The organism is Streptomyces sp. 2323.1 (assembly GCF_900221035.1).
Classification (GTDB): domain Bacteria; phylum Actinomycetota; class Actinomycetes; order Streptomycetales; family Streptomycetaceae; genus Streptomyces; species Streptomyces sioyaensis.
Genome location: NZ_LT907981.1, coordinates 2287347 through 2307431, shown reverse-complemented (window position 1 = coordinate 2307431; position 20085 = coordinate 2287347). Strand labels below are relative to the sequence as shown.

20 protein-coding genes are annotated in these 20085 nt (G+C 71.6%); 17 read left to right on the top strand and 3 right to left on the bottom strand.

Annotated features, from left to right (window positions below; all coding sequences use genetic code 11):
• Nucleotides 1-137 precede the first annotated feature (137 nt).
• Nucleotides 138-806, bottom strand: coding sequence for a bifunctional DNA primase/polymerase (locus tag CPH93_RS09230; protein WP_093485374.1), 669 nt, complete (start codon nt 804-806; stop codon nt 138-140).
• A 474-nt stretch (nt 807-1280) separates the two neighbouring features.
• Between CPH93_RS09230 and nsdA the strand changes: the two genes are divergently transcribed.
• The 5 genes from nsdA (at nt 1281) to ffh (ending at nt 9170) form a co-directional block, all read left to right on the top strand.
• Nucleotides 1281-2765: a transcriptional repressor NsdA gene (gene nsdA, locus CPH93_RS09225; protein WP_093485375.1), complete on the top strand. Its 1485-nt coding sequence runs from the start codon at nt 1281-1283 to the stop codon at nt 2763-2765.
• Between the two features lie 363 nt (nt 2766-3128).
• Nucleotides 3129-4457: an ammonium transporter gene (locus CPH93_RS09220; RefSeq protein WP_096212512.1), complete on the top strand. Its 1329-nt coding sequence runs from the start codon at nt 3129-3131 to the stop codon at nt 4455-4457.
• The gene (locus CPH93_RS09215; RefSeq protein WP_093485377.1) at nt 4454-4792 is read left to right on the top strand and encodes a P-II family nitrogen regulator; all 339 of its coding nucleotides are present in this window, start codon (nt 4454-4456) and stop codon (nt 4790-4792) included. Before CPH93_RS09220 ends, CPH93_RS09215 begins: the two co-directional genes overlap by 4 nt.
• 190 nt (nt 4793-4982) lie before the next feature.
• Nucleotides 4983-7493: a [protein-PII] uridylyltransferase gene (locus CPH93_RS09210; protein WP_096212511.1), complete on the top strand. Its 2511-nt coding sequence runs from the start codon at nt 4983-4985 to the stop codon at nt 7491-7493.
• A 120-nt stretch (nt 7494-7613) separates the two neighbouring features.
• On the top strand, nt 7614-9170 hold the full coding sequence (ffh, locus tag CPH93_RS09205; protein WP_093485379.1) for a signal recognition particle protein: 1557 nt from the start codon (nt 7614-7616) through the stop codon (nt 9168-9170).
• Between the two features lie 97 nt (nt 9171-9267).
• Here the strand turns inward: ffh and CPH93_RS09200 are convergent, their stop codons facing one another.
• On the bottom strand, nt 9268-10263 hold the full coding sequence (locus CPH93_RS09200; protein ID WP_096212510.1) for a phosphotriesterase family protein: 996 nt from the start codon (nt 10261-10263) through the stop codon (nt 9268-9270).
• A gap of 111 nt (nt 10264-10374) precedes the next feature.
• Nucleotides 10375-11226 carry a methyltransferase domain-containing protein gene (locus CPH93_RS09195; RefSeq protein WP_096212509.1) on the bottom strand — a complete coding sequence of 284 codons (852 nt, stop codon included), beginning with the start codon at nt 11224-11226 and terminating at the stop codon, nt 10375-10377.
• Nucleotides 11227-11759: 533 nt separating this feature from the next.
• Between CPH93_RS09195 and CPH93_RS09190 the strand changes: the two genes are divergently transcribed.
• The 12 genes from CPH93_RS09190 (at nt 11760) to CPH93_RS09135 (ending at nt 19796) form a co-directional block, all read left to right on the top strand.
• Nucleotides 11760-12350 (top strand): hypothetical protein, encoded by a 591-nt coding sequence (locus CPH93_RS09190; protein WP_006602843.1) that lies wholly within the window; start codon nt 11760-11762, stop codon nt 12348-12350.
• A 157-nt stretch (nt 12351-12507) separates the two neighbouring features.
• Nucleotides 12508-12948: a 30S ribosomal protein S16 gene (rpsP, locus tag CPH93_RS09185; protein WP_006602842.1), complete on the top strand. Its 441-nt coding sequence runs from the start codon at nt 12508-12510 to the stop codon at nt 12946-12948.
• A 2-nt stretch (nt 12949-12950) separates the two neighbouring features.
• Nucleotides 12951-13190: an RNA-binding protein gene (locus tag CPH93_RS09180; protein WP_024492228.1), complete on the top strand. Its 240-nt coding sequence runs from the start codon at nt 12951-12953 to the stop codon at nt 13188-13190.
• A 106-nt stretch (nt 13191-13296) separates the two neighbouring features.
• Nucleotides 13297-13842 (top strand): ribosome maturation factor RimM, encoded by a 546-nt coding sequence (rimM, locus tag CPH93_RS09175; protein ID WP_093485382.1) that lies wholly within the window; start codon nt 13297-13299, stop codon nt 13840-13842.
• Complete coding sequence (trmD, locus tag CPH93_RS09170) at nt 13842-14651, top strand: tRNA (guanosine(37)-N1)-methyltransferase TrmD (protein WP_006602840.1); 810 nt, start codon at nt 13842-13844, stop codon at nt 14649-14651. Before rimM ends, trmD begins: the two co-directional genes overlap by 1 nt.
• A gap of 133 nt (nt 14652-14784) precedes the next feature.
• Nucleotides 14785-15132: a 50S ribosomal protein L19 gene (gene rplS / locus CPH93_RS09165; RefSeq protein WP_006602839.1), complete on the top strand. Its 348-nt coding sequence runs from the start codon at nt 14785-14787 to the stop codon at nt 15130-15132.
• A 96-nt stretch (nt 15133-15228) separates the two neighbouring features.
• The gene (gene lepB, locus CPH93_RS09160) at nt 15229-15993 is read left to right on the top strand and encodes a signal peptidase I (protein ID WP_093485383.1); all 765 of its coding nucleotides are present in this window, start codon (nt 15229-15231) and stop codon (nt 15991-15993) included.
• On the top strand, nt 15986-17122 hold the full coding sequence (gene lepB / locus CPH93_RS09155) for a signal peptidase I (protein WP_231977246.1): 1137 nt from the start codon (nt 15986-15988) through the stop codon (nt 17120-17122). Before lepB (CPH93_RS09160) ends, lepB (CPH93_RS09155) begins: the two co-directional genes overlap by 8 nt.
• Nucleotides 17064-18023, top strand: a complete 960-nt coding sequence (gene lepB, locus CPH93_RS09150) for a signal peptidase I (protein ID WP_093489225.1) — start codon at nt 17064-17066, stop codon at nt 18021-18023. The genes lepB (CPH93_RS09155) and lepB (CPH93_RS09150) overlap by 59 nt, the downstream gene beginning before the upstream one ends.
• Before the next feature lie 54 nt (nt 18024-18077).
• A complete protein-coding gene (gene lepB, locus CPH93_RS09145; protein WP_093485385.1) occupies nt 18078-18806 on the top strand; it encodes a signal peptidase I in 729 nt (242 codons plus the stop codon).
• Nucleotides 18807-18972: 166 nt separating this feature from the next.
• A complete protein-coding gene (locus tag CPH93_RS09140; protein WP_093489226.1) occupies nt 18973-19449 on the top strand; it encodes an NUDIX hydrolase in 477 nt (158 codons plus the stop codon).
• 38 nt (nt 19450-19487) lie between these two features.
• Nucleotides 19488-19796 carry a DUF2469 domain-containing protein gene (locus tag CPH93_RS09135; RefSeq protein ID WP_003980220.1) on the top strand — a complete coding sequence of 103 codons (309 nt, stop codon included), beginning with the start codon at nt 19488-19490 and terminating at the stop codon, nt 19794-19796.
• Nucleotides 19797-20085: the final 289 nt, after the last annotated feature.

Here is a 20085-nt window from a genome sequence, read left to right as displayed (position 1 = left end):
AGCCCCCGGCCCCCGGTACCCGCACACGGCGGGCGCCGGGGGCCGGAGCCGTTCCGCCCGGAGCGCGCCCGGGCAGGCGTCCTCGCCGACGGGTGTCCGGGCCGGGAGGGGCGGGTGGATCGCGCTCCGGCCGGAGCTCAGGCCGCCGACCGGTGGCAGACGTACGCCAGGATGCCCACCATCAGCCGCGCCTGCGGCGGCCGGTCCGCGGTGTCCAGGGTCGGCGGGCGCAGCCAGCGCATCGGGCCGTGGCCGCCGAGGTCGGAGGGCGGTGCGGTGAGGTGGTCGCCCGGGCCCAGGGGGCGCAGATCGAGCGCGGCGTCGTCCCAGCCCATCCGGTAGAGCAGATCGGGGAGTTGCCCGGCCGCACCGGGGGCGACGAAGAACTGCGCGCGGCCAGTCGGCGTCAGCGCGACCGGGCCCAGCGGCAGGCCCATCCGCTCCAGCCGCGCCAGGGCGTTACGGCCCGCGGCCTCCGGCACGTCGAGGATGTCGAACGAGCGGCCCACCGGCAGCAGGATCGCGGCGCCCGGCGTCTCCGCCCAGGCCACGCCGGCCTTCTCCCAGGTGGCCCCGGCCGCCAGCTCCTCACCGAAGGCCAGCGGATGGGCGCCGGGGGAGGGGCAGTCGGCGGCGCCGCACGAGCAGTCCGTACGGCCGCTGCCCGCGCGCACCGCCCGGGCGCCGGGGGCGACGTCCCAGCCCCACAGCCCGGTGTACTCCGCCACCGCCGAGATCTCGGTCGAGCGGGCGCGGCGCCGGGAGCCGGAACGAATCTCTCGGATGCCGCCGATCGTGAAGCCCATACCCCCTCCAACGGGTGGTGCGTGCCAGTGGTTACGAGTCGGTGGGTTGACGTCGTGGCGCCGTTCACGCTCCGTTGACTGTCCGCGGTACCGGTGGTGCGACGTGGCGTGCCGGGTGGTGCGGAGCGGAGTGTGAGCCCTTGCGTGCTCCGTTCCGCCCGGCCGCGTTCGACCTGTGTCAAGTCAATCGCGAGAGCAGGGCGGGGAGTTCATTCGAAGGGGTGGCGAATGGTGGCGTTTCCCCGATCGCCCTCGCGGCGAGCGTGATCGTAGGATTACTTTCGGTGCACGAGCCCCGCGAGGCACTCTTCGCACGGGTATGCCGATGGCAACGCACGGGTCGAGCCCAGGCCAAAAGGTGTGCCCGGAAACCGTGATCGGGTAGAGGTACCCCCGGCACGCCTCGCAACGGGCGGCAGTCTGCGGGTGGTTCGCCGCAGACATCGGGTAAAGGCACCAAGGCAGCTATTCGGGATGGGGGCTCCAGTGGGCGGCAACGGCGGCACGGGCGGCACCGACGCCGTCAAACAACCCAACGCACAGCTGGGTTCGTGGTTCATGCGCAGCGGCTGGTCCAAGGGCGAGCTGGCGCGACAGGTCAACCGCCGGGCGCGTCAGATGGGCGCCCACCACATCAGCACCGACACCTCACGGGTGCGCCGCTGGCTCGACGGCGAACAGCCGCGCGAACCCATTCCGCGGATCCTGTCCGAGCTGTTCTCCGAACGCTTCGGCTGCGTGGTCGGCATCGAGGAGCTCGGGCTGCGCTCCGCGCACCAGTCCCCGTCCGTCTCCGGGGTGGACCTGCCCTGGGCGGGCGCCCAAACGGTCGGCCTCATCAGCGAGTTCTCCCGCAGCGACCTGATGCTGGCGCGCCGCGGCTTCCTCGGCACCTCGCTCTCCCTCGCCGCCGGACCCAGCCTCATCGAGCCGATGCAGCGCTGGCTGGTCCCGGTGCCCGCGAGCCAGGGCGGCGCGGAGGAGCCCGACCGTCACCGCAGGCCCGCACGGCTGTCCAAGCCGGAGCTGGATCTGCTGGAGTCGACGACCGTGATGTTCCGCCAGTGGGACGCGCAGTGCGGCGGCGGGCTGCGGCGCAAGGCCGTGGTCGGTCAGCTGCACGAGGTCACCGACCTCCTCCAGGAGCCGCAGCCGGAGCCGGTGGCCAAGCGGCTGTTCAAGGTTGCCGCCGAGCTCGCCGAGCTCGCCGGCTGGATGAGTTACGACATCGGCCTGCAGCCCACCGCGCAGAAGTACTTCGTGCTGGCGCTGCACGCCTCCAAGGAAGCCGGCGACCGCCCCCTGGGCTCGTACATCCTCTCCAGCATGAGCCGGCAGATGATCCACCTCGGCCGGCCCGATGATGCGCTGGAGCTGATCCACCTCGCCCAGTACGGCAGCCGGGAAACGGCCACCCCGCGCGCCCAGGCGATGTTGTATGCGATGGAGGCCCGCGCCTACGCCGGAATGGGCCAGCCCAGCAAGGTCAAGCGGGCCGTCCGGATGGCCGAGGACACCTTTTCGGACGTCACGCCCGGCGAGCCCGAGCCGGACTGGATCCGCTTCTTCTCCGAGGCCGAGCTGAACGCGGAGAACGCCCACTCCTACCGTGACCTCGCCTATGTCGCCGGCCGCAGCCCCACCTACGCCTCGCTCGCCGAGCCCGTGATGGCGCGCGCGGTGGAGCTGTTCGGCAAGGACCCCGAGCACCAGCGTTCGTATGCGCTCAACCTCATCGGGATGGCCACCGTGCACCTGCTGCAGAAGGAGCCGGAGGCCTGTGCGGAGATGGCGCAGCAGGCGATCCCGTTCGCCCGGCAGGTCCGCTCGGAGCGGGTGAACACCCGGCTCCGCAAGACCGTGGACACCGCGGCGCGGGAATTCGGCGAGGTCGCCGAGGTGATCCGGCTCAGCGACGAGCTCGCCCGCCAGCTGCCGGAATCCGCAGAGGCCGTCTGACGGCGCGCCTCCCCACAAACACCGGCCGCGGCCGCCGCCCCGTACAGCCCGACTCGGCTCCCCCATGCCAGGTCACGCGGGCGGCAGCCGCGGCCGGGCTCGCTTTTTGCGCCTAAGCCGGCGCCGCTTTCGCGGAGGTGGCGGGGCGCCGTGGGGGTTGCTCAATTGAGGGTTGCGGTGGGTTGAACGGGTGAATGTGGGGCTGATCTTGGAGTTCACGGGGGCGTAACACGAAAGCGTTCTTCGTCACGGGGGTGAAACACCCGCAAGGTTTGGCCGAAACCGTGCTGCGACAACCTCATCGCGAAGTCGGCCCACCAGAAACACGCCCGCACGGGCCGCATCGACGACGAGGAGACGCCGATGCCCCCAGGCATCCTGACGCTTGCAGCAGACAAGGTGACACTCAGCCCGGCCAACACCGGATTCATGCTGATCTGCTCCGCACTGGTGATGATCATGACCCCGGGTCTCGCCTTCTTCTACGGAGGTATGGTCCGGGTCAAGAGCGTGCTCAACATGCTGATGATGAGCTTCATCAGCCTGGGCATCGTCACGATCCTGTGGGTCCTCTACGGCTTCGGGCTCGCCTTCGGCACCGACAGCGGGGGCTTCATCGGCTGGGACGGCCACTTCGCCGGCCTCAGCGGCATCGGCCTGACCCAGCTGTGGGGCGCCAGCACCATCCCGATCTATGTCTTCGCCGTCTTCCAGCTGATGTTCGCGGTCATCACCCCCGCGCTGATCAGCGGTGCGCTCGCCGACCGGGTGAAGTTCACCGCCTGGGCGCTGTTCATCGCGCTGTGGGTCACCGTCGTCTACTTCCCGGTCGCCCACTGGGTGTGGGCCGAGGGCGGCTGGCTCTTCGACCTGGGCGTCATCGACTTCGCGGGCGGCACGGCCGTGCACATCAACGCCGGTGCCGCGGCGCTCGGCGTGATCCTCGTCGTCGGCAAGCGCATCGGCTTCAAGAAGGACCCGATGCGGCCGCACAGCCTGCCGCTGGTCATGCTCGGCGCCGGACTGCTGTGGTTCGGCTGGTTCGGCTTCAACGCCGGCTCCTGGCTCGGCAACGACGACGGCATCGGCGCGGTCGCCTTCGTCAACACCCAGGTCGCCACCGCCGCCGCGATGCTCGGCTGGCTGGCCTACGAAAAGCTCCGGCACGGCTCGTTCACCACGCTCGGCGCGGCCTCCGGCGCGGTCGCCGGACTCGTCGCGATCACCCCGGCCTGCGGCGCGGTCAGCCCGCTGGGCGCCATCGCGGTCGGTGTGATCGCCGGTGTGCTGTGTGCCATGGCGGTCAATCTGAAGTACAAGCTCGGCTACGACGACTCGCTGGACGTCATCGGCGTCCACCTCGTCGGCGGTGTCGTCGGCTCGCTGCTGATCGGTTTCTTCGCCACCGGCGGGGTGCAGAGCAAGGCCAAGGGCCTGTTCTACGGCGGCGGCTTCGAACAGCTCGGCAAGCAGGCCGTCGGCGTGGTCTGTGTACTGCTGTACTCGCTGGTCGTCTCGTACGTCCTTGCCAAGGTCATCGACCTGGTGATGGGCTTCCGGGTCGCAGAGGACGAGGAGGTCGCCGGCATCGACCAGGCCTCGCACGCGGAGACCGCGTACGACTTCACCGGCGCGGGCGGTGGCACGGTCGGCCGACTCGGCGAGGCCCTGACAAAGAAGGTGAACGCGTGAAGCTCATCACGGCAGTAATCAAGCCGCACCGGCTGGACGAGGTGAAGGACGCCCTGCAGGCCTTCGGTGTGCACGGACTGACGATCACCGAGGCCAGCGGATACGGCAGGCAGCGCGGGCACACCGAGGTGTACCGCGGCGCCGAGTACACCGTCGACCTGGTACCGAAGATCCGCGTCGAGGTGCTCGTCGAGGACGCCGACGCCGAGGAACTGGTCGACGTCATCGTCAAGGCGGCCCGCACCGGCAAGATCGGCGACGGAAAGGTGTGGAGCATCCCCGTCGACGACGCGGTACGGGTGCGGACCGGCGAGCGGGGGCCGGACGCGCTGTGACGGCGCCGCGGCCTCGGCCCTCCGGAAGGCAGCGGATGCCTCCCGGAGGACCGGGGCCGCGGGCAGCAGTGGCCGCCCGCACCGCAGCGGCAGAGACTGAGTGAGCGTGCGGGGGGGCAGCCGGCCGGTACGGAAACGGCCGCACGGGGGTAGCGGGGACGACGGGGACGACACGAGCGAGGAGCGCGCGTTGACGGAGAGCGTCGAGGAAACGGCGGGACCGGCCGGAACACCTGGGCCGGGCAGCGGGCCCGCGCCCGCCCCGGAAGGCGGCTACCCCGCGGCCCGGCTGCGGCTCCTCCAGGACGACACGGCCGCCGGACCCGACCGCCGCGCCGCCCTCGCCCGGCTGACCGACGACTGGCTGGCCGGCCTGCTGACCCGGCACGCCACCGCCGCCGGCCTCTCCGGCACCGCCCTGGTCGCCGTCGGCGGCTACGGCCGCGGCGAACTCTCCCCGCGCAGCGACCTCGATCTGCTCCTGCTGCACGACGGCCGCGCCGACCCCGGCGCCCTGGCCGCGCTCGCCGACCACCTCTGGTACCCCGTCTGGGACCTCGGCCTCGACCTCGACCACTCCGTACGCACCCCCGCCGAGGCCCGCAAAGCGGCCCGCGAGGACCTGAAGGTGCAGCTGGGCCTGCTCGACGCCCGCCACCTGGCCGGCGATCCGGAACTGACCGCCGCGCTGCGCAGCACCGCGTACGCCGACTGGCGCGAGAGCGCCCCCAAGCGGCTGCCGGAACTCCACGACCTGTGCCAGGAGCGCGCCGAGCGGCAAGGGGAACTGCAATTCCTCCTCGAACCCGACCTCAAGGAGGCCAGGGGCGGGCTGCGGGACGCCACCGCGCTCCGGGCGGTCGCCGCCTCCTGGCTCGCCGACGCCCCGCGCGGCGGCCTGGAAGCCGCCCGCACCCGGCTGCTCGACACCCGTGACGCTCTCCATCTGACCACCGGCCGCGCCACCGACCGGCTCTCCCTCCAGGAGCACCCCCAGGTCGCCGAGGCCCTGGGCATGCTGGACGCGGACGCCCTGCTGCGGCAGACCTACGAATCCGCCCGCACCATCTCCTACGCGGCCGATGTCACCTGGCGCGAGGTCGGCCGGGTGCTGCGCGCCCGCTCCGTCAAGCCCGTCCTGCGCGGGCTGCTGCCCGGCCGCGGCGCGGGCAAGGGGGAGCGCTCACCGCTCGCCGAGGGCGTCGTCGAGCTCGACGGGGAGGCGGTGCTGGCCCGCACCGCACGGCCCGAGCGCGACCCGGTGCTGGTGCTGCGGGCCGCGGCCGCCGCCGCCCAGGCCGGACTGCCGCTGGCCACCCACTCGATCCGCCGCTGCGCCGAGGCGGCCGCCACCCGCCCGCTGCCCGTGCCGTGGCCCGCAGAGGCCCGCGAAGAGCTGGTCACCCTCCTGGGCGCCGGCACCTACACCGTGCCCGTATGGGAGGCCCTGGAGGCCGAGGGCCTCGTCACCCGGCTGCTGCCCGACTGGGAGCGCGTCCGCTGCCGCCCCCAGCGCAACCCCGTCCACACCTGGACCGTGGACCGCCATCTGATCGAGACCGCCGTCCGCGCGTCCGCGCTGACCCGCCGGGTGCACCGCCCCGACCTGCTGCTGGTCGCCGCCCTGCTGCACGACATCGGCAAGGGCTGGCCCGGCGACCACTCGGTGGCCGGCGAGACCATCGCCCGCGATGTGGCGGCCCGGCTCGGCTTCGGCGCCCGCGACACCGCAGTGATCGCCACCCTCGTACGCCACCACCTGCTGCTCATCGAGACCGCCACCCGGCGCGATCTGGACGACCCGGCGACCGTCGGCGCGGTCGCCGAGGCGGTCCGCTCCGCCGGCACCCTGGAGCTGCTGCACGCCCTCACCGAGGCCGACGCCCTGGCCACCGGGCCCGCCGCCTGGAGCGCCTGGCGCGGCGGACTCGTCGCCGACCTGGTCAAACGGGTCGCCGCGCGGCTCGCCGGGGAGCCCGAGGAGGAGGTGCGCCCGGCGGACGAGCCGACCGCGGAGCAGCAGCGGCTGGCCGCCGAGGCCCGGCGCACGAAGGGCCCCGTCCTGGCGCTGCACGCCCGCGCCGAGACCCCCACCGGGCCCGAGGACAGCTCCGGGGCCGACGAGAGCGCCCGGCGGCCGGTCGGCGTGGAGCTGCTCATCGCCGTCCCGGAGCAGTCGGGAGTGCTGCCCGCGGCGGCCGGCGTGCTGGCCCTGCACCGGCTCACCGTCCGCGCCGCCGACCTGCTCGTCCTCGACCCCGGGGGCGCGAGCCCGGTCCTGCTGCTCAGCTGGCGGGTGGCCGCCGAGTACGGCTCGCTGCCGGACGCCGACCGGCTGCGCGTCGACCTGGTCCGCGCCCTGGACGGCTCCCTCGACATCCCCGCCCGCCTCGCCGAGCGCGAACGCGCCTACGCCCGCCGGGCCCGTGCCGTGCTCGCCCCGCCGCCCCGGGTCAGCGCCGTCACCGGCAGTTCCCGTACCGCGACCGTCATCGAGGTCCGCGCCCAGGACGCCCACGGTCTGCTGCACCGCATCGGCCGCGCCTTGGAGACGGCCGGTGTCGCGGTCCGCAGCGCCCACATCAGCACCCTGGGGGCGAACGCGGTGGATGCGTTCTATGTCACCGATCCGGACGGGGAGCCGCTCGCCGATGCGGCGGCCCATGAGCTGGCGGCGGCCGTGGAGAGCGCCCTCGGGTAGCCGTACGGCCACGTCCCGCGGCACGGACCGGGAAACAGGGCAGGAACGCTTCCCTTGCGCAGCCCGATACCCTAGAAGCCGACTGCACCCCGCCCCCGACCCCGAGGATCGACGACCGCCGTGTTCGATACGCTTTCCGACCGCTTGGCGAGTACTTTCAAAAACCTCCGGGGCAAGGGCCGCCTGAGCGAGGCGGACATCGACGCCACGGCGCGCGAGATCCGTATCGCGCTGCTCGAAGCGGATGTCGCCCTCCCCGTCGTCCGGGCCTTCATCAAGCAGGTCAAGGAGCGGGCCACCGGTTCCGAGGTCTCCCAGGCGCTGAACCCCGCCCAGCAGGTCATCAAGATCGTCAACGAGGAGCTCGTCGGCATCCTCGGTGGCGAGACCCGGCGGCTGCGGTTCGCCAAGAACCCGCCGACCGTGATCATGCTGGCGGGTCTGCAGGGTGCCGGTAAGACCACGCTCGCCGGAAAGCTCGGCCGCTGGCTCAAGGGACAGGGCCACGCCCCGCTGCTGGTCGCCTGTGACCTCCAGCGCCCCAACGCCGTCAACCAGCTCCATGTCGTCTCGGAGCGTGCCGAGGTCGCCTTCTACGGCCCCCAGCCGGGCAACGGCGTCGGCGACCCGGTCCAGGTGGCGAAGGACTCCATCGAGTACGCGCGGACCAAGCAGCACGACGTCGTCATCGTCGACACCGCCGGCCGCCTGGGCATCGACCAGGAGCTGATGCAGCAGGCCGCGGACATCCGGGACGCGGTCAGCCCCGACGAGATCCTCTTCATCGTCGACGCGATGATCGGTCAGGACGCGGTCAACACCGCCGAGGCCTTCCGCGACGGCGTCGGCTTCGACGGCGTGGTGCTCTCCAAGCTCGACGGTGACGCCCGTGGTGGTGCGGCGCTGTCCATCGCCCACGTCACCGGCAAGCAGATCATGTTCGCCTCCAACGGCGAGAAGCTGGACGACTTCGACGCGTTCCACCCGGACCGCATGGCGTCCCGCATCCTCGGCATGGGCGACATGCTCAGCCTGATCGAAAAGGCCGAGCAGACCTTCAGCCAGGCCGAGGCCGAGAAGATGGCGGCCAAGCTGGCGAAGGGCCCCAAGGAGTTCACCCTCGACGACTTCCTGGCCCAGATGGAGCAGGTCCGCAAGATGGGCTCCATCTCCAAGCTGCTCGGCATGCTGCCCGGCATGGGGCAGATGAAGGACCAGATCGACAACCTCGACGAGCGCGAGGTCGACCGCACCGCCGCCATCATCAAGTCGATGACCCCGGCCGAGCGCCACGAGCCGACGCTCATCAACGGGTCGCGCCGGGCTCGTATCGCCAAGGGTTCCGGTGTCGACGTCAGCCAGGTCAAGAGCCTCGTCGAGCGGTTCTTCGAGGCCCGCAAGATGATGTCGAAGATGGCCCAGGGCGGCGGCATGCCCGGGATGCCCGGCATGCCGGGGATGCCTGGCATGGGGGGTGGCGCCCGCAAGAAGAAGCAGGTCAAGCAGGCCAAGGGCAAGCGCAAGAGCGGCAACCCGATGAAGCGCAAGGCCGAGGAGCAGGCCGCGGCCGCGCGCCGTGAGGCCGCCCAGTCCGGCAACCCGCTGGGCCTGCCGCAGGGCGGCCAGGACCCGCAGAACTTCGAACTCCCCGACGAGTTCAAGAAGTTCATGGGCTGATCCGCTCAGCTCCGCTTTCGCGAGCCCCCGGCCGGCAGTGTGCGGCCGGGGGCTCGCGCGGTGCCGGGGCGGGGAAACCTCCGCAGCGGCCGCACGCTCATCGCGGGGGACCGGCCGGCTGCGCGGGACCGGCCGCCGGGCGCTCGCCGGCGGACGGCGCCGTCCCGTCCCGGCCGGTGAGGAACCGCAGCGGATTGCGCCGCGTCAGCCCGTCGATCGTCTCCTCGTCCACCCCGGCCGCCCGCAGCCGCGGCAGGAACGACCGGAACAGATGGCCGTAGCCCATGCCGCCCTCGCTGAGCAGGTAGCCGTGCCGGGAGACATCGCAGCTGAGCAGCACCCGGTCGGCGAACCCTGATTCCAGCAGCGCCAGCAGCAGCCGCAGCCGCACCCGGTCGCTCTGATAGCTCTCCTTGCCGACGGTGTCGAACGCGATGTACGCACCGGACGCCGCCAGTTCCCGGTGTACGGCCGGATCGTCGAGCAGGTCCTGATGGCCGATGCTGACGCGGTGCGGCGGCAACCCGGCCGCCGTCAGCAGCTCCAGCTGCGCGAGGCCGCCGCGGCCGAACTGCGCATGGGTGGCCACCGACAGCCCGGTCGCCGTGGCGGCCAGCGCCGCCGCCCGCAGCGTCCGCGCCTCCGGCTCGCTGGGCAGCGCACCGTGGCTGCCGACCTCACCGATCACCCCCGGACGGATCCCGGAGCCACCGCAGCCGCGCTCGATCTCCCCGACCAGCGTCCGGGCCAGCCGCTCGGCGCTGGTGCGGCTCAGCTCCTCGGGGTGGAACGGCTCGTAGTACCAGCCGGTCGCCGCGACGACCGCGACCGAGGCATCCGCGGCGATCCGGGCCATCCCGGCCACATCGCGCCCCATGCCCCGGCAGGTGAGCTCGATGACCAGCGAGAGCCCGAACTCGCGGCGCAGCGACGCCAGTTCCTCGGTGATCGCGGCCCGGTGCCCCGGTGTCAGGGTCGCCGCACGGTCGGCGCCCCGGGTCAGGTCCAGCGCCAGATGCTCATGGGCGAGCACCGGCCCGCGCACCGAGGAGACGGGCAGCGGGCCCGCGACGGTCTGCAGCAGCTCGTTCATCTATGCCTTCCCGGCCACCTGGGCGGCCGCTCCCCGGCCGAACCCGCCGCCGTCCGCCTCGCCAGCACGCCGGAACCCGCCCGTCAGCAGCCCCTGGCCCGCCCGGCAGCCCTACCGAGTCCGCGCGATCAGATATCGGAACACGTTCGGCATCCACACCGTCCCGTCCGACCGCTGATACGGATGCAGCGCCTCCGCGAGCTCCTTCTCCACCTGACGCTCCTCCGTCACCTCCAGCGCCGCATCGAACAGCCCCGTCGACAGCAGCCCGCGCACCGCGCTCGCCGGATCCGCGTATCCGAACGGGCAGGCCACCCGGCCCGAACCGTCGGGCCGCAGCCCTGCCCGGTCCGCCAGCTCCTCCAGATCGTCCCGGCCGCTGGGCCACCCCACAGTGCAGTCGCCCCGCGGGTCGGCCAGCCGCTGCGCGACCCCCAGTACCCCGGCCGTGGCGCAGCGCTCCACCGGGCCCCAGCCGCCCAGCACCACGGCGCTGCCGCGCTCCGCCAGCCCGGCCGCCGCGGTGAGCGAGGCCGTCAGCCCCTCGACCGTGCTCACACAGCCCACCGGGTGGAACGCCGTGACCACGTTGAAGGCGGCATCCCCGGGCGCCGCGGCCTCCAGGCCCCCACTGACCAGCCGGGTGTGCTCCGGCCCGCCCTCCGGCGTGAGCCGCTCACGCGCCAGCTCCAGCCGGGACTCGTCCGCATCCACCCCGCTGACCTGCGCGCCGCGCGCCGCCGCCAGCAGCAGCGCCAGCCCGGTACCGCAGCCGAGCCCCAGCAGGCGGGTGCCGGGGCCGATGCCCAGGCGGTCGTACGCGGCTTCGTACAGCGGTATCAGCATCCGCTCCTGGATCTCGGCCCAGTCACGGGTGCGCCGTGACCGGTCCGGAACGGGCGGGTCGTCGCAGCGTATGGATCCGGAGTGCGGAAGCTGGTGCCGCACGAGCGTGGGTGACATCGATAGCGCCCCTATTCGCCGAGAACCCGAAGCTGTTCCGTACCGATCGCCCCCGTGTTCGTGCGTGGTGCGCCCCCGCGATCCAGACAACTGCGCATTCGTCCGGACGTCCAGGGGATGCGCCGGGGTTGTCTCCCGCGCGCCCCTCGATGCGCCGGGCCCGCTCCCTGGAGCGCCGTTCCAGCGTGCCCCGCCTCGCCCCGCTCCGCCACGGCAACGAGCCGCCGCCGAGCCCCCGGGGCGCCGTCCGGTCACCCCCATCCGCCGGCCCCGTGAGGGAATACGGGCCGGTGTCGGCGGGCACAGGTACTCCCCGTACCATCGCCGCGGTGATCCTCACGCCGTATACGACCGGCTACGCCATGCGGCGTACGCGGTAATACGTACCGGCTTGCGGGCCGCTGGGCGCCTTCTGCGCAGATCGGCGCACCCGCCCTCGGCACGACTCATGACCGGAAACTGACTGGTACGTGCAAATTATTTGAGATGCCCCGGAATCGGAACACTCGACGGCCCCGGCTCGTTGTCACGACGTGAGCACGACACCGCCTGTCCTCGCCGCCGAACTGGCACTCGCCTGGGCCGATATTCAACGGCACCACCCCGAGCTGCCGGACCTGGCCGCGCCCGAGTCCCTGATCGGAGAGTCCTCGTCCGCCTGCGGAGCCGAACTCTCCTTCGAACGGCTGCTCCATGAGGCAGTCCACGGCATCGCCGCCGCCCGCGGCGTCCGTGACACCTCCCGCGCAGGCCGCTACCACAACCGCCGGTTCCTGGCGATCGCCGAGGAACTGGGCCTGGATCATGTCGACGAGCCGCATCCCAGCAGCGGCTTCTCGCTGGTCACGCTCAACCCCGAAGCCAGAAGGCGCTACCGCCCCACCATCGAACGGCTCACCAGAGCGCTCAAGGCGCACACCGCCGCCACCGCCACCGATACCACCCGCAGCTTCCGGGGCCCCGCCGCCCGGCACGGCTCCTCCGGGGGCGGCGTCCGGGTCAAGGCCGTCTGCGACTGCGGGCGCAATGTCCGGGTCGTCCCGTCCGTGCTCGCGCAGGCGCCGATCGTCTGTGGCGGCTGCGGGAAGCCCTTCCGCATCCCCGAGGTCGCCGCGGTCGGCTGACCCGAGTGCGTGTGGCACAATGGCTGGCTGTACTCGACAGTCGCACAGGACCCCTCTCTCCTCCGGCTGACGCGTCCATCGGGGCACCCCGAGTACCGCAACCCCACGTGGCATCCCGTTGTGCCCCACCACGTCAAGACCAGGAGACACCACTCCCGTGGCAGTCAAGATCAAGCTGAAGCGTCTGGGCAAGATCCGCGCGCCTCACTACCGCATCGTCATCGCCGACTCCCGTACCCGCCGTGACGGCCGGGCCATCGAGGAGATCGGCCTGTACCACCCGGTGCAGAACCCCTCGCGCATCGAGGTCGACTCCGAGCGTGTCCAGTACTGGCTGGGTGTCGGCGCGCAGCCGACCGAGCCCGTCATGGCCATCCTCAAGGTCACCGGCGACTGGCAGAAGTTCAAGGGCCTGCCCGCCCCGGCGCCGATGAAGGTTGCCGAGCCGAAGGCCGACAAGCGCGCCCTCTTCGAGGCCGCCGCCAAGGCTTCCGGCGACGAGCCGAAGGGTGAGGCCATCACCCCGAAGGCGAAGAAGGCTGACAAGAAGGCGGACGAGGCTGCGGCCGAGTCCACCTCCGAGTCGACCGAGGCCTGAGCATGCTCGAGGAAGCCCTCGAGCACCTCGTCAAGGGCATCGTCGACAACCCCGAAGACGTGCAGGTAGCTTCGCGCACCCTGCGCCGCGGGCGCGTGCTCGAGGTCCGGGTCCACCCCGACGACCTCGGCAAGGTGATCGGCCGCAACGGCCGTACCGCCCGCGCGCTGCGGACCGTCGTGGGCGCCATCGGCGGACGGGGCATCCGCGTCGACCTCGTCGACGTGGACCAGGTCCGCTGACAAGTTGAACACCGGCTCGGGCCGGGGAGGGCTGCCGGCCCGCCCCGGCCCGTAGTCGTCTACGGACACGGAACAGTGCCGTAGGCACTGGCAAGGGAGAAACAGCGTGCAGTTGGTAGTGGCACGGATCGGCCGCGCCCACGGCATCAAGGGCGAGGTCACGGTAGAGGTGCGGACAGACGAGCCCGAACTGCGGCTCGGCCCGGGCGCCGTCCTCGCCACCGAACCGTCCTCCGTCGGACCGCTGACCATCACGGCCGGCCGGGTGCACAGCGGCCGGCTGCTGCTGCGCTTCGAGGGCGTCGCGGACCGTACGGCCGCCGAGGCGCTGCGCAACACCCTGCTGATCGCGGAGGTCGACCCCGAGGACGTCCCCGAGGACCCCGAGGAGTTCTACGACCACCAGCTGATCGACCTCGATGTCGTCACCCGTGACGGCACCGCCGTCGGCCGGATCTCCGAGGTCTCCCATCTGCCGTACCAGGACCTGCTGATCGTCCGGCGGCCCGACGGCAGCGAGGTCATGATCCCGTTCGTCGCCGAGATCGTCCCGGAGATCGACCTCGACGAGCAGCGCGCGGTCATCGACCCGCCGCCCGGCCTCCTCGACGACAGCCAGGCCGAGATCGCCTCCAGCCGCGAGGACAGCTGATGCGGCTCGACATCGTCACGATCTTCCCCGAGTACCTGGAGCCGCTGAACGTCTCCCTCGTGGGCAAGGCCCGCGCGCGCGGACAGCTCGATGTGCGCATCCACGACCTGCGGGACTGTGCGCACGACAAGCACAACACCGTCGACGACACCCCCTACGGCGGCGGTCCGGGCATGGTCATGAAGCCCGAGCCGTGGGGCGAGGCGCTCGACGGAATCCTGGCGTCCGGTGAGGGCGAACCGGTGATCGTCGTCCCCACCCCGAGCGGCGCCCCCTTCACCCAGCAGCTCGCCGTCGAACTCTCCGCCAAGCCCTGGCTGGTGTTCACCCCGGCCCGCTACGAAGGCATCGACCGCCGGGTCATCGAGGAGTACGGCGACCGCGTCGACGTGCGCGAGGTCTCCATCGGCGACTACGTCCTGGCCGGCGGCGAGGCACCGGTCCTGGTCATGGTCGAGGCGGTGGCCCGGCTGCTGCCCGGCGTCCTCGGCAACGCCGCCTCCCACCAGGACGACTCCTTCGCCCCCGGCGCGATGGCCGACCTCCTGGAGGGTCCCGTCTACACCAAGCCCCCCGAGTGGCGCGGCCGCGGCATCCCCGAGGTGCTGCTCAGCGGCCACCACGGCAAGATCGCCCGCTGGCGTCGGGACGAGGCGTTCCGCCGCACCGACCGCAACCGCCCCGATCTGATCGAGCGCGCCGACCCCGCCGCGTTCGACAAACACGACCGCGCGATACTCGCCGCTCTCGGCTGGTCGGTGGGCGCCGACGGCCGATTTGGGCGGACGACCGAGGCCGTGGAAGAATAGGCCGCTGCCGTGTGCGTACGGCGCGCGCCCCTGCCACAGGGGGAACGACGCCCGCCCGACGGAACGGCATCCGACACATCATTTCCGACATCCCGTTGATGACCTGTGGCATCAACGAAGAAAGCAGTAGGTCATGCACCTTCTCGACTCCGTCGACGCCTCGTCGCTGCGCAGCGACGTCCCGGCCTTCCGTCCGGGCGACACCGTCAACGTCCACGTCCGCGTCATCGAGGGCAACCGCTCCCGTGTGCAGCAGTTCAAGGGCGTTGTCATCCGCCGTCAGGGCGCCGGCGTGCGCGAGACCTTCACGGTCCGCAAGGTCAGCTTCTCCGTCGGCGTCGAGCGCACCTTCCCGGTGCACACCCCGATCGTCGAGAAGATCGAGGTCGTGACCCGCGGTGACGTCCGTCGCGCCAAGCTGTACTTCCTGCGGGAGCTCCGCGGCAAGGCCGCGAAGATCAAGGAGAAGCGCGACAACTGAGCCGGGCCGCCCTGGGGCGCGATTTTTTGCGCCGCGGCAACGCAAACCGACGCTCACGTACGGCGTCCGGATCCGGCCGGATAGGCTCAGGACCCGATGGACACCGACGCACAGCTCACGGAGCGCGACCCCTCTCCCACCCCCGACCAGGGGCCGGAGCAGGGGTCGCGCTCCGCGCGTTTTCCCGGCTGGGCGGCCGGTCTGCGCCACCGGCCGGTCACCCTGCTCGCGCTCTGTCTGGCCTTTGTGCTGCTGCTCAGTGCGTTCATCGCCCAGCCCTTTCTGATCCCGTCCTCCTCCATGGAGAACACCCTGCAGATCGGGGACCGGGTGCTGGTCAACAAGCTGGCGTACCGCTTCGGCAGCGCGCCCGCGCGCGGCGACGTGGTGGTGTTCGACGGCACGGGATCGTTCGTTCACAGGGAGCAGGGGGAGAATCCCGTCACGGGACTCCTGCGCGGCGCCGGTGCGGCGCTGGGACTGGCCCGGCCCGACGAGACCGACTACGTCAAGCGCGTGATCGGCATCGGGGGTGACCACGTGACCTGCTGTGACAAACGGGGGCGGATCGAAGTGAACGGTGAGCCCGTGAACGAGGCGTATCTCCACCCCGGGGACGCGCCGTCCTCGGTGGATTTCGACATCGTGGTGCCGGAGGGCAGGCTGTGGGTCATGGGCGACCACCGCGCCAGATCCAGTGACTCCCGCGACCACCTCGGCGAGCCCGGCGGCGGAACGGTTCCGGTCGACAAGGTCATCGGCCGCGCGGACCTGATCACCTGGCCGGTGAGCCGCTGGCGCACCCTCGGCGCCCCACGCGCCTTCGACCGGATACCCGCCGCGGCAGGCCCACGTGGGTAGCCGCGGACGCCCCCGCCACGGGAGCAAGGACACCGGCCGGCGGGGCCGCGCTGCCGTTCAGCCGCAGCCGGACGCCGGCAGTGCGTACGGCGACTCCGGTGGCCCCGGCGATCCTCAGGAACCCGCCACGAGCCCCGGACCGCGGGCCGGACGGGTCGCGAGCCGCGGTCGGGCGGGACGGCCCGCGACCGGCGGGCGGGCCGAGCGCCGGCGCCAGGCCCGGCGCATCAAGCGCCGCAGACAGCGCTCGTACCTCAAGGAAATCCCCATCCTCATCGGCGTGGCACTGGCCATCGCCCTCGTCCTGAAGACCTTCCTCGTCCAGGCCTTCGTCATCCCGTCCGGCTCCATGGAGCAGACGATCAAGATCGGCGACCGGGTGCTGGTCGACAAGCTCACGCCCTGGTTCGGGTCGAAGCCCGAGCGCGGCGACGTCGTCGTCTTCAAGGACCCCGGAGGCTGGCTCAAGGGCGAGCAGACCAAGCCCACCGACGACGGGGGAGCCTTCAAGCCGGTCAAGGACGCCATGACCTTCATCGGCCTGCTGCCGTCGGCAAATGAACAGGACCTGATCAAGCGGGTCGTGGCGGTCGGCGGCGACACCGTCAAATGCTGCGACAAGCAGGGCAAGGTCACCGTCAACGGCACCCCGCTGACCGAACCGTACGTCCATCCGGGGAACCCGCCCTCCACGCTGAAGTTCTCGGTGACCGTCCCCACCGGCCGGATCTTCGTCATGGGCGACCACCGGTCGAACTCCGCGGATTCGCGCTTTCACCTGGACGAGCCGTACCGTGGCACGGTCTCTGAGGACAAGGTGGTGGGCCGTGCCCAGGTGATCGCCTGGCCGTTCAAGCACTGGCGGCGCCTCGAAGAGCCGGACACCTTTACGACCGTGCACGACGCGCCGGGCGCCAAGGCGTCCGCAGCGGGTGTGCCGCATAGGGTGTCACCCGAGAGTTTGACCGTACTCCCGACCCCTGCGGAACTCCCGCTCGTTATGGGAGTGGTGGGCCTGCGCCGGTTGACGCGCGGGCGAGTGCGTGGAGTGAGGAGCAGATGTGGGGGACTTGGCGGTCGGCGCGCGGTCCGGAACCGAAGAGCCCGAAGAGCCGGCACGGCGCGGTGAGACCCCGCAGCCGGCGGCGAGTTCCGTGCATCAGACACAGTCACCATCAGGAGCGCAGGCCCAGTCGCCGCGTTCAGCCGGGGCGGACGAGTCGGATACGTCGGCGAGTGGCGAGGTGAGCGGCAGCATGAAGAAGGCCAAGAAGCCGCGTGCCTTCTGGAAAGAGCTGCCGATTCTCATCGGTATCGCCCTCCTCCTCGCCCTGCTGATCAAGACCTTCCTGGTGCAGGCGTTCTCGATCCCGTCCGACTCGATGCAGGACACCCTGCAGCGCGGGGACCGGGTCCTGGTCGACAAGCTCACGCCGTGGTTCGGCTCCAAGCCGGAGCGCGGCGAGGTCGTCGTCTTCCACGACCCGGGCGGCTGGCTGAACGAGACGCCGACCCCCGAGCCCAACGCCGTCCAGAACGTCCTCAGCTTCATCGGTCTGATGCCCTCGTCCGAGGAGAAGGACCTGATCAAGCGGGTCATCGCGGTCGGTGGCGACACCGTCGAGTGCCACGGCACCGGCCCGGTCAAGGTGAACGGCAAGGCCCTCAAGGAAGACTCCTACATCTTCCCCGGCGCCACCCCCTGCGGCGACCGTGCATTCGGCCCGATCCGTATCCCCAAGGGCCGGATCTGGGTCATGGGAGACCACCGCGACGACTCCCTCGATTCCCGCTACCACCAGACCCTCAAGGGCAACGGCACGGTTTCGGAGGACAAGGTCGTCGGCCGGGCGTTCACCATCGCCTGGCCCATCAACCGCTGGGCGACCCTGCCCGTACCGGACACCTTCGACCAGCCCGGGATCAACAAGGCAATGGGGGCCGCACCGGCCGCCCTGGGCCTGGTCGGCGCGGTACCGATCGTGATCTGGCGTCGCCGGAGGCTGACCGGAACGCGTAACCCCAGGTAAGGTGCCGTCCCGGATCTTCGACGCGGGCCGGGTCCGCGGGGTGGGAGCGCTGGGATGAGCAGCACGACGGAACACAAGACCGACGGCCGCGGCCGGACCTTGGGCAGCGTGCTGTCCGGTCTGGCCGTGGCCGTCGGCTGTGCGGCGTTCCTGGGGGGCTTCGTATGGGCGGCGCTGACGTACCGCCCCTATACGGTGCCGACCGATTCGATGTCACCGACCATCACCGCCGGGTCGCGGGTCCTGGCCCAGAAGGTGGCGGGCTCCGAGATACGCCGCGGTGACGTCGTCATCTTCAAGGACTCCGTGTGGGGCGACCTGCCGATGGTCAAGCGGGTCGTCGGTGTCGGCGGCGACAAGGTCGCCTGCTGCACCAAGCAGGGCCGGCTGACCGTCAACGGAACCCCCATCGAGGAACCGTATCTGCAGGGCAGCGGCCCCGCCTCGCCCGTCGGCTTCAAGGCCAAGGTCCCCGCCGGTCAGCTCTTCCTGCTCGGCGATCACCGGAGCGACTCCATGGACTCGCGCGTCCACCTCACCGACAGCGACCACGGCTCCGTCCCGCGCAGCGCCGTCAATGCCCGGGTCGACGCCCGCGCCTGGCCGCTCGGCAGCATCGGGATGATGCAGCGCCCGGCCGCCTTCTCCGCTCTCCCCGGCGGCACCTCGCAGCCCGGACCGGTACAGCCCATCACCGTCACCGTGCTCGTCGGCGCGGTCCTGATCCTCGGCGGTGCCGCCTACGGGCCCATCGCCCGGCGCAAGGCGCGTAGGCGTGCCTGAGAAGCGGGACGGCGGGGAGCCGGCCGGCGGCCGTGCGGCGGCGGCCGGCGACCGGTCCGGCGCGGGCCGTGGCGCCGTCGAGCCGCCGGCCGACGGCCGGGCAGCGGCCGGCCGGCGAACGGAGGCCGGGGCGGAGGCCGCGCCCGACGAGTCGGCGGAGGTCACGGTGCGCCAGGTCTCCCGCGTCGTGCTGCTCGACCCCGACGACCGGATCCTGCTGCTGCACGGCTTCGAACCGGCCCGCCCGACCGAGACCTGGTGGTTCACCCCCGGCGGCGGCCTGGAGGGCACGGAGAGCCACGAGGAGGCGGCCCGCCGTGAGCTCGCCGAGGAGACCGGCATCACCGACGCCGTCCTGGGCCCCGTCCTGTGGAAGCGCCGCTGCGCATTCCCGTTCGACGGGCGCCGCTGGGAGCAGGACGAGTGGTACTACCTGGGCCGGACCGACCGGACCGCCACCGACCTCGGCGGGCACACCGAGCTGGAGCGACGCAGTGTCTCGGGGCTGAGGTGGTGGACGTCGGAGGAACTGTCGGCATCGCATGAGACGGTGTACCCGACCAGACTCGCCGAGCTGCTGCGCATGCTGCTCGTCGATGGGCCCCCGAATGCGCCGGTGCTCCTGGAGACCGAGAGGGTCTGACGCACAATAGGGGGACGCACGGCTGAAGGGGATCTGCCATGAGCGCCGAGGACCTCGAGAAGTACGAGACCGAGATGGAGCTGAAGCTCTACCGGGAGTACCGCGACGTCGTCGGGCTGTTCAAATATGTGATCGAGACCGAACGACGTTTCTACCTCACCAACGACTACGAGATGCAGGTGCACTCGGTCCAGGGAGAGGTCTTTTTCGAGGTGTCGATGGCCGACGCCTGGGTCTGGGACATGTACCGCCCCGCTCGCTTCGTCAAGCAGGTGCGGGTACTCACGTTCAAGGACGTGAACATCGAGGAGCTCAACAAGAGCGATCTGGATCTTCCGGGGAGCTGAGTCAGGCCGACGGCGGGAGGGGTGGGGCCCGGCCGTCCTCCTGGCCGTCCTCGGGCGTCGTCGGGTCAGCGCTCACTCGGACGGGTGAGGAGGTTGTCCACAGGCGGCTCGTTGTCCACCAAGATCCAATAGCTCTGCGCGGGGGCGTCACAGTCGGTGCCGGAGGTGGTACCGCATGAACGCCATGCACGCCGGCCGCAGGGCCGGGAAGGACACACAGCTCGGCCACCGGGCGCGGGAGCGGCAGCGGGGGAGGGCTCGGGACGGGCGGCGGGGCCGTTCGGGGCCG

Bases quoted from the DNA above. Each gene is read 5' to 3' on its own strand.
- CPH93_RS09230 (WP_093485374.1), bottom strand. From the start codon at position 806: ATGGGCTTCACGATCGGCGGCATCCGAGAGATTCGTTCCGGCTCCCGG.
- nsdA (WP_093485375.1), top strand. From the start codon at position 1,281: ATGGGGGCTCCAGTGGGCGGCAACGGCGGCACGGGCGGCACCGACGCC.
- CPH93_RS09220 (WP_096212512.1), top strand. From the start codon at position 3,129: ATGCCCCCAGGCATCCTGACGCTTGCAGCAGACAAGGTGACACTCAGC.
- CPH93_RS09200 (WP_096212510.1), bottom strand. From the start codon at position 10,263: ATGAACGAGCTGCTGCAGACCGTCGCGGGCCCGCTGCCCGTCTCCTCG.
- CPH93_RS09195 (WP_096212509.1), bottom strand. From the start codon at position 11,226: ATGTCACCCACGCTCGTGCGGCACCAGCTTCCGCACTCCGGATCCATA.
- CPH93_RS09180 (WP_024492228.1), top strand. From the start codon at position 12,951: ATGCTCGAGGAAGCCCTCGAGCACCTCGTCAAGGGCATCGTCGACAAC.
- trmD (WP_006602840.1), top strand. From the start codon at position 13,842: ATGCGGCTCGACATCGTCACGATCTTCCCCGAGTACCTGGAGCCGCTG.
- rplS (WP_006602839.1), top strand. From the start codon at position 14,785: ATGCACCTTCTCGACTCCGTCGACGCCTCGTCGCTGCGCAGCGACGTC.
- lepB (WP_093485383.1), top strand. From the start codon at position 15,229: ATGGACACCGACGCACAGCTCACGGAGCGCGACCCCTCTCCCACCCCC.
- lepB (WP_093485385.1), top strand. From the start codon at position 18,078: ATGAGCAGCACGACGGAACACAAGACCGACGGCCGCGGCCGGACCTTG.
- CPH93_RS09135 (WP_003980220.1), top strand. From the start codon at position 19,488: ATGAGCGCCGAGGACCTCGAGAAGTACGAGACCGAGATGGAGCTGAAG.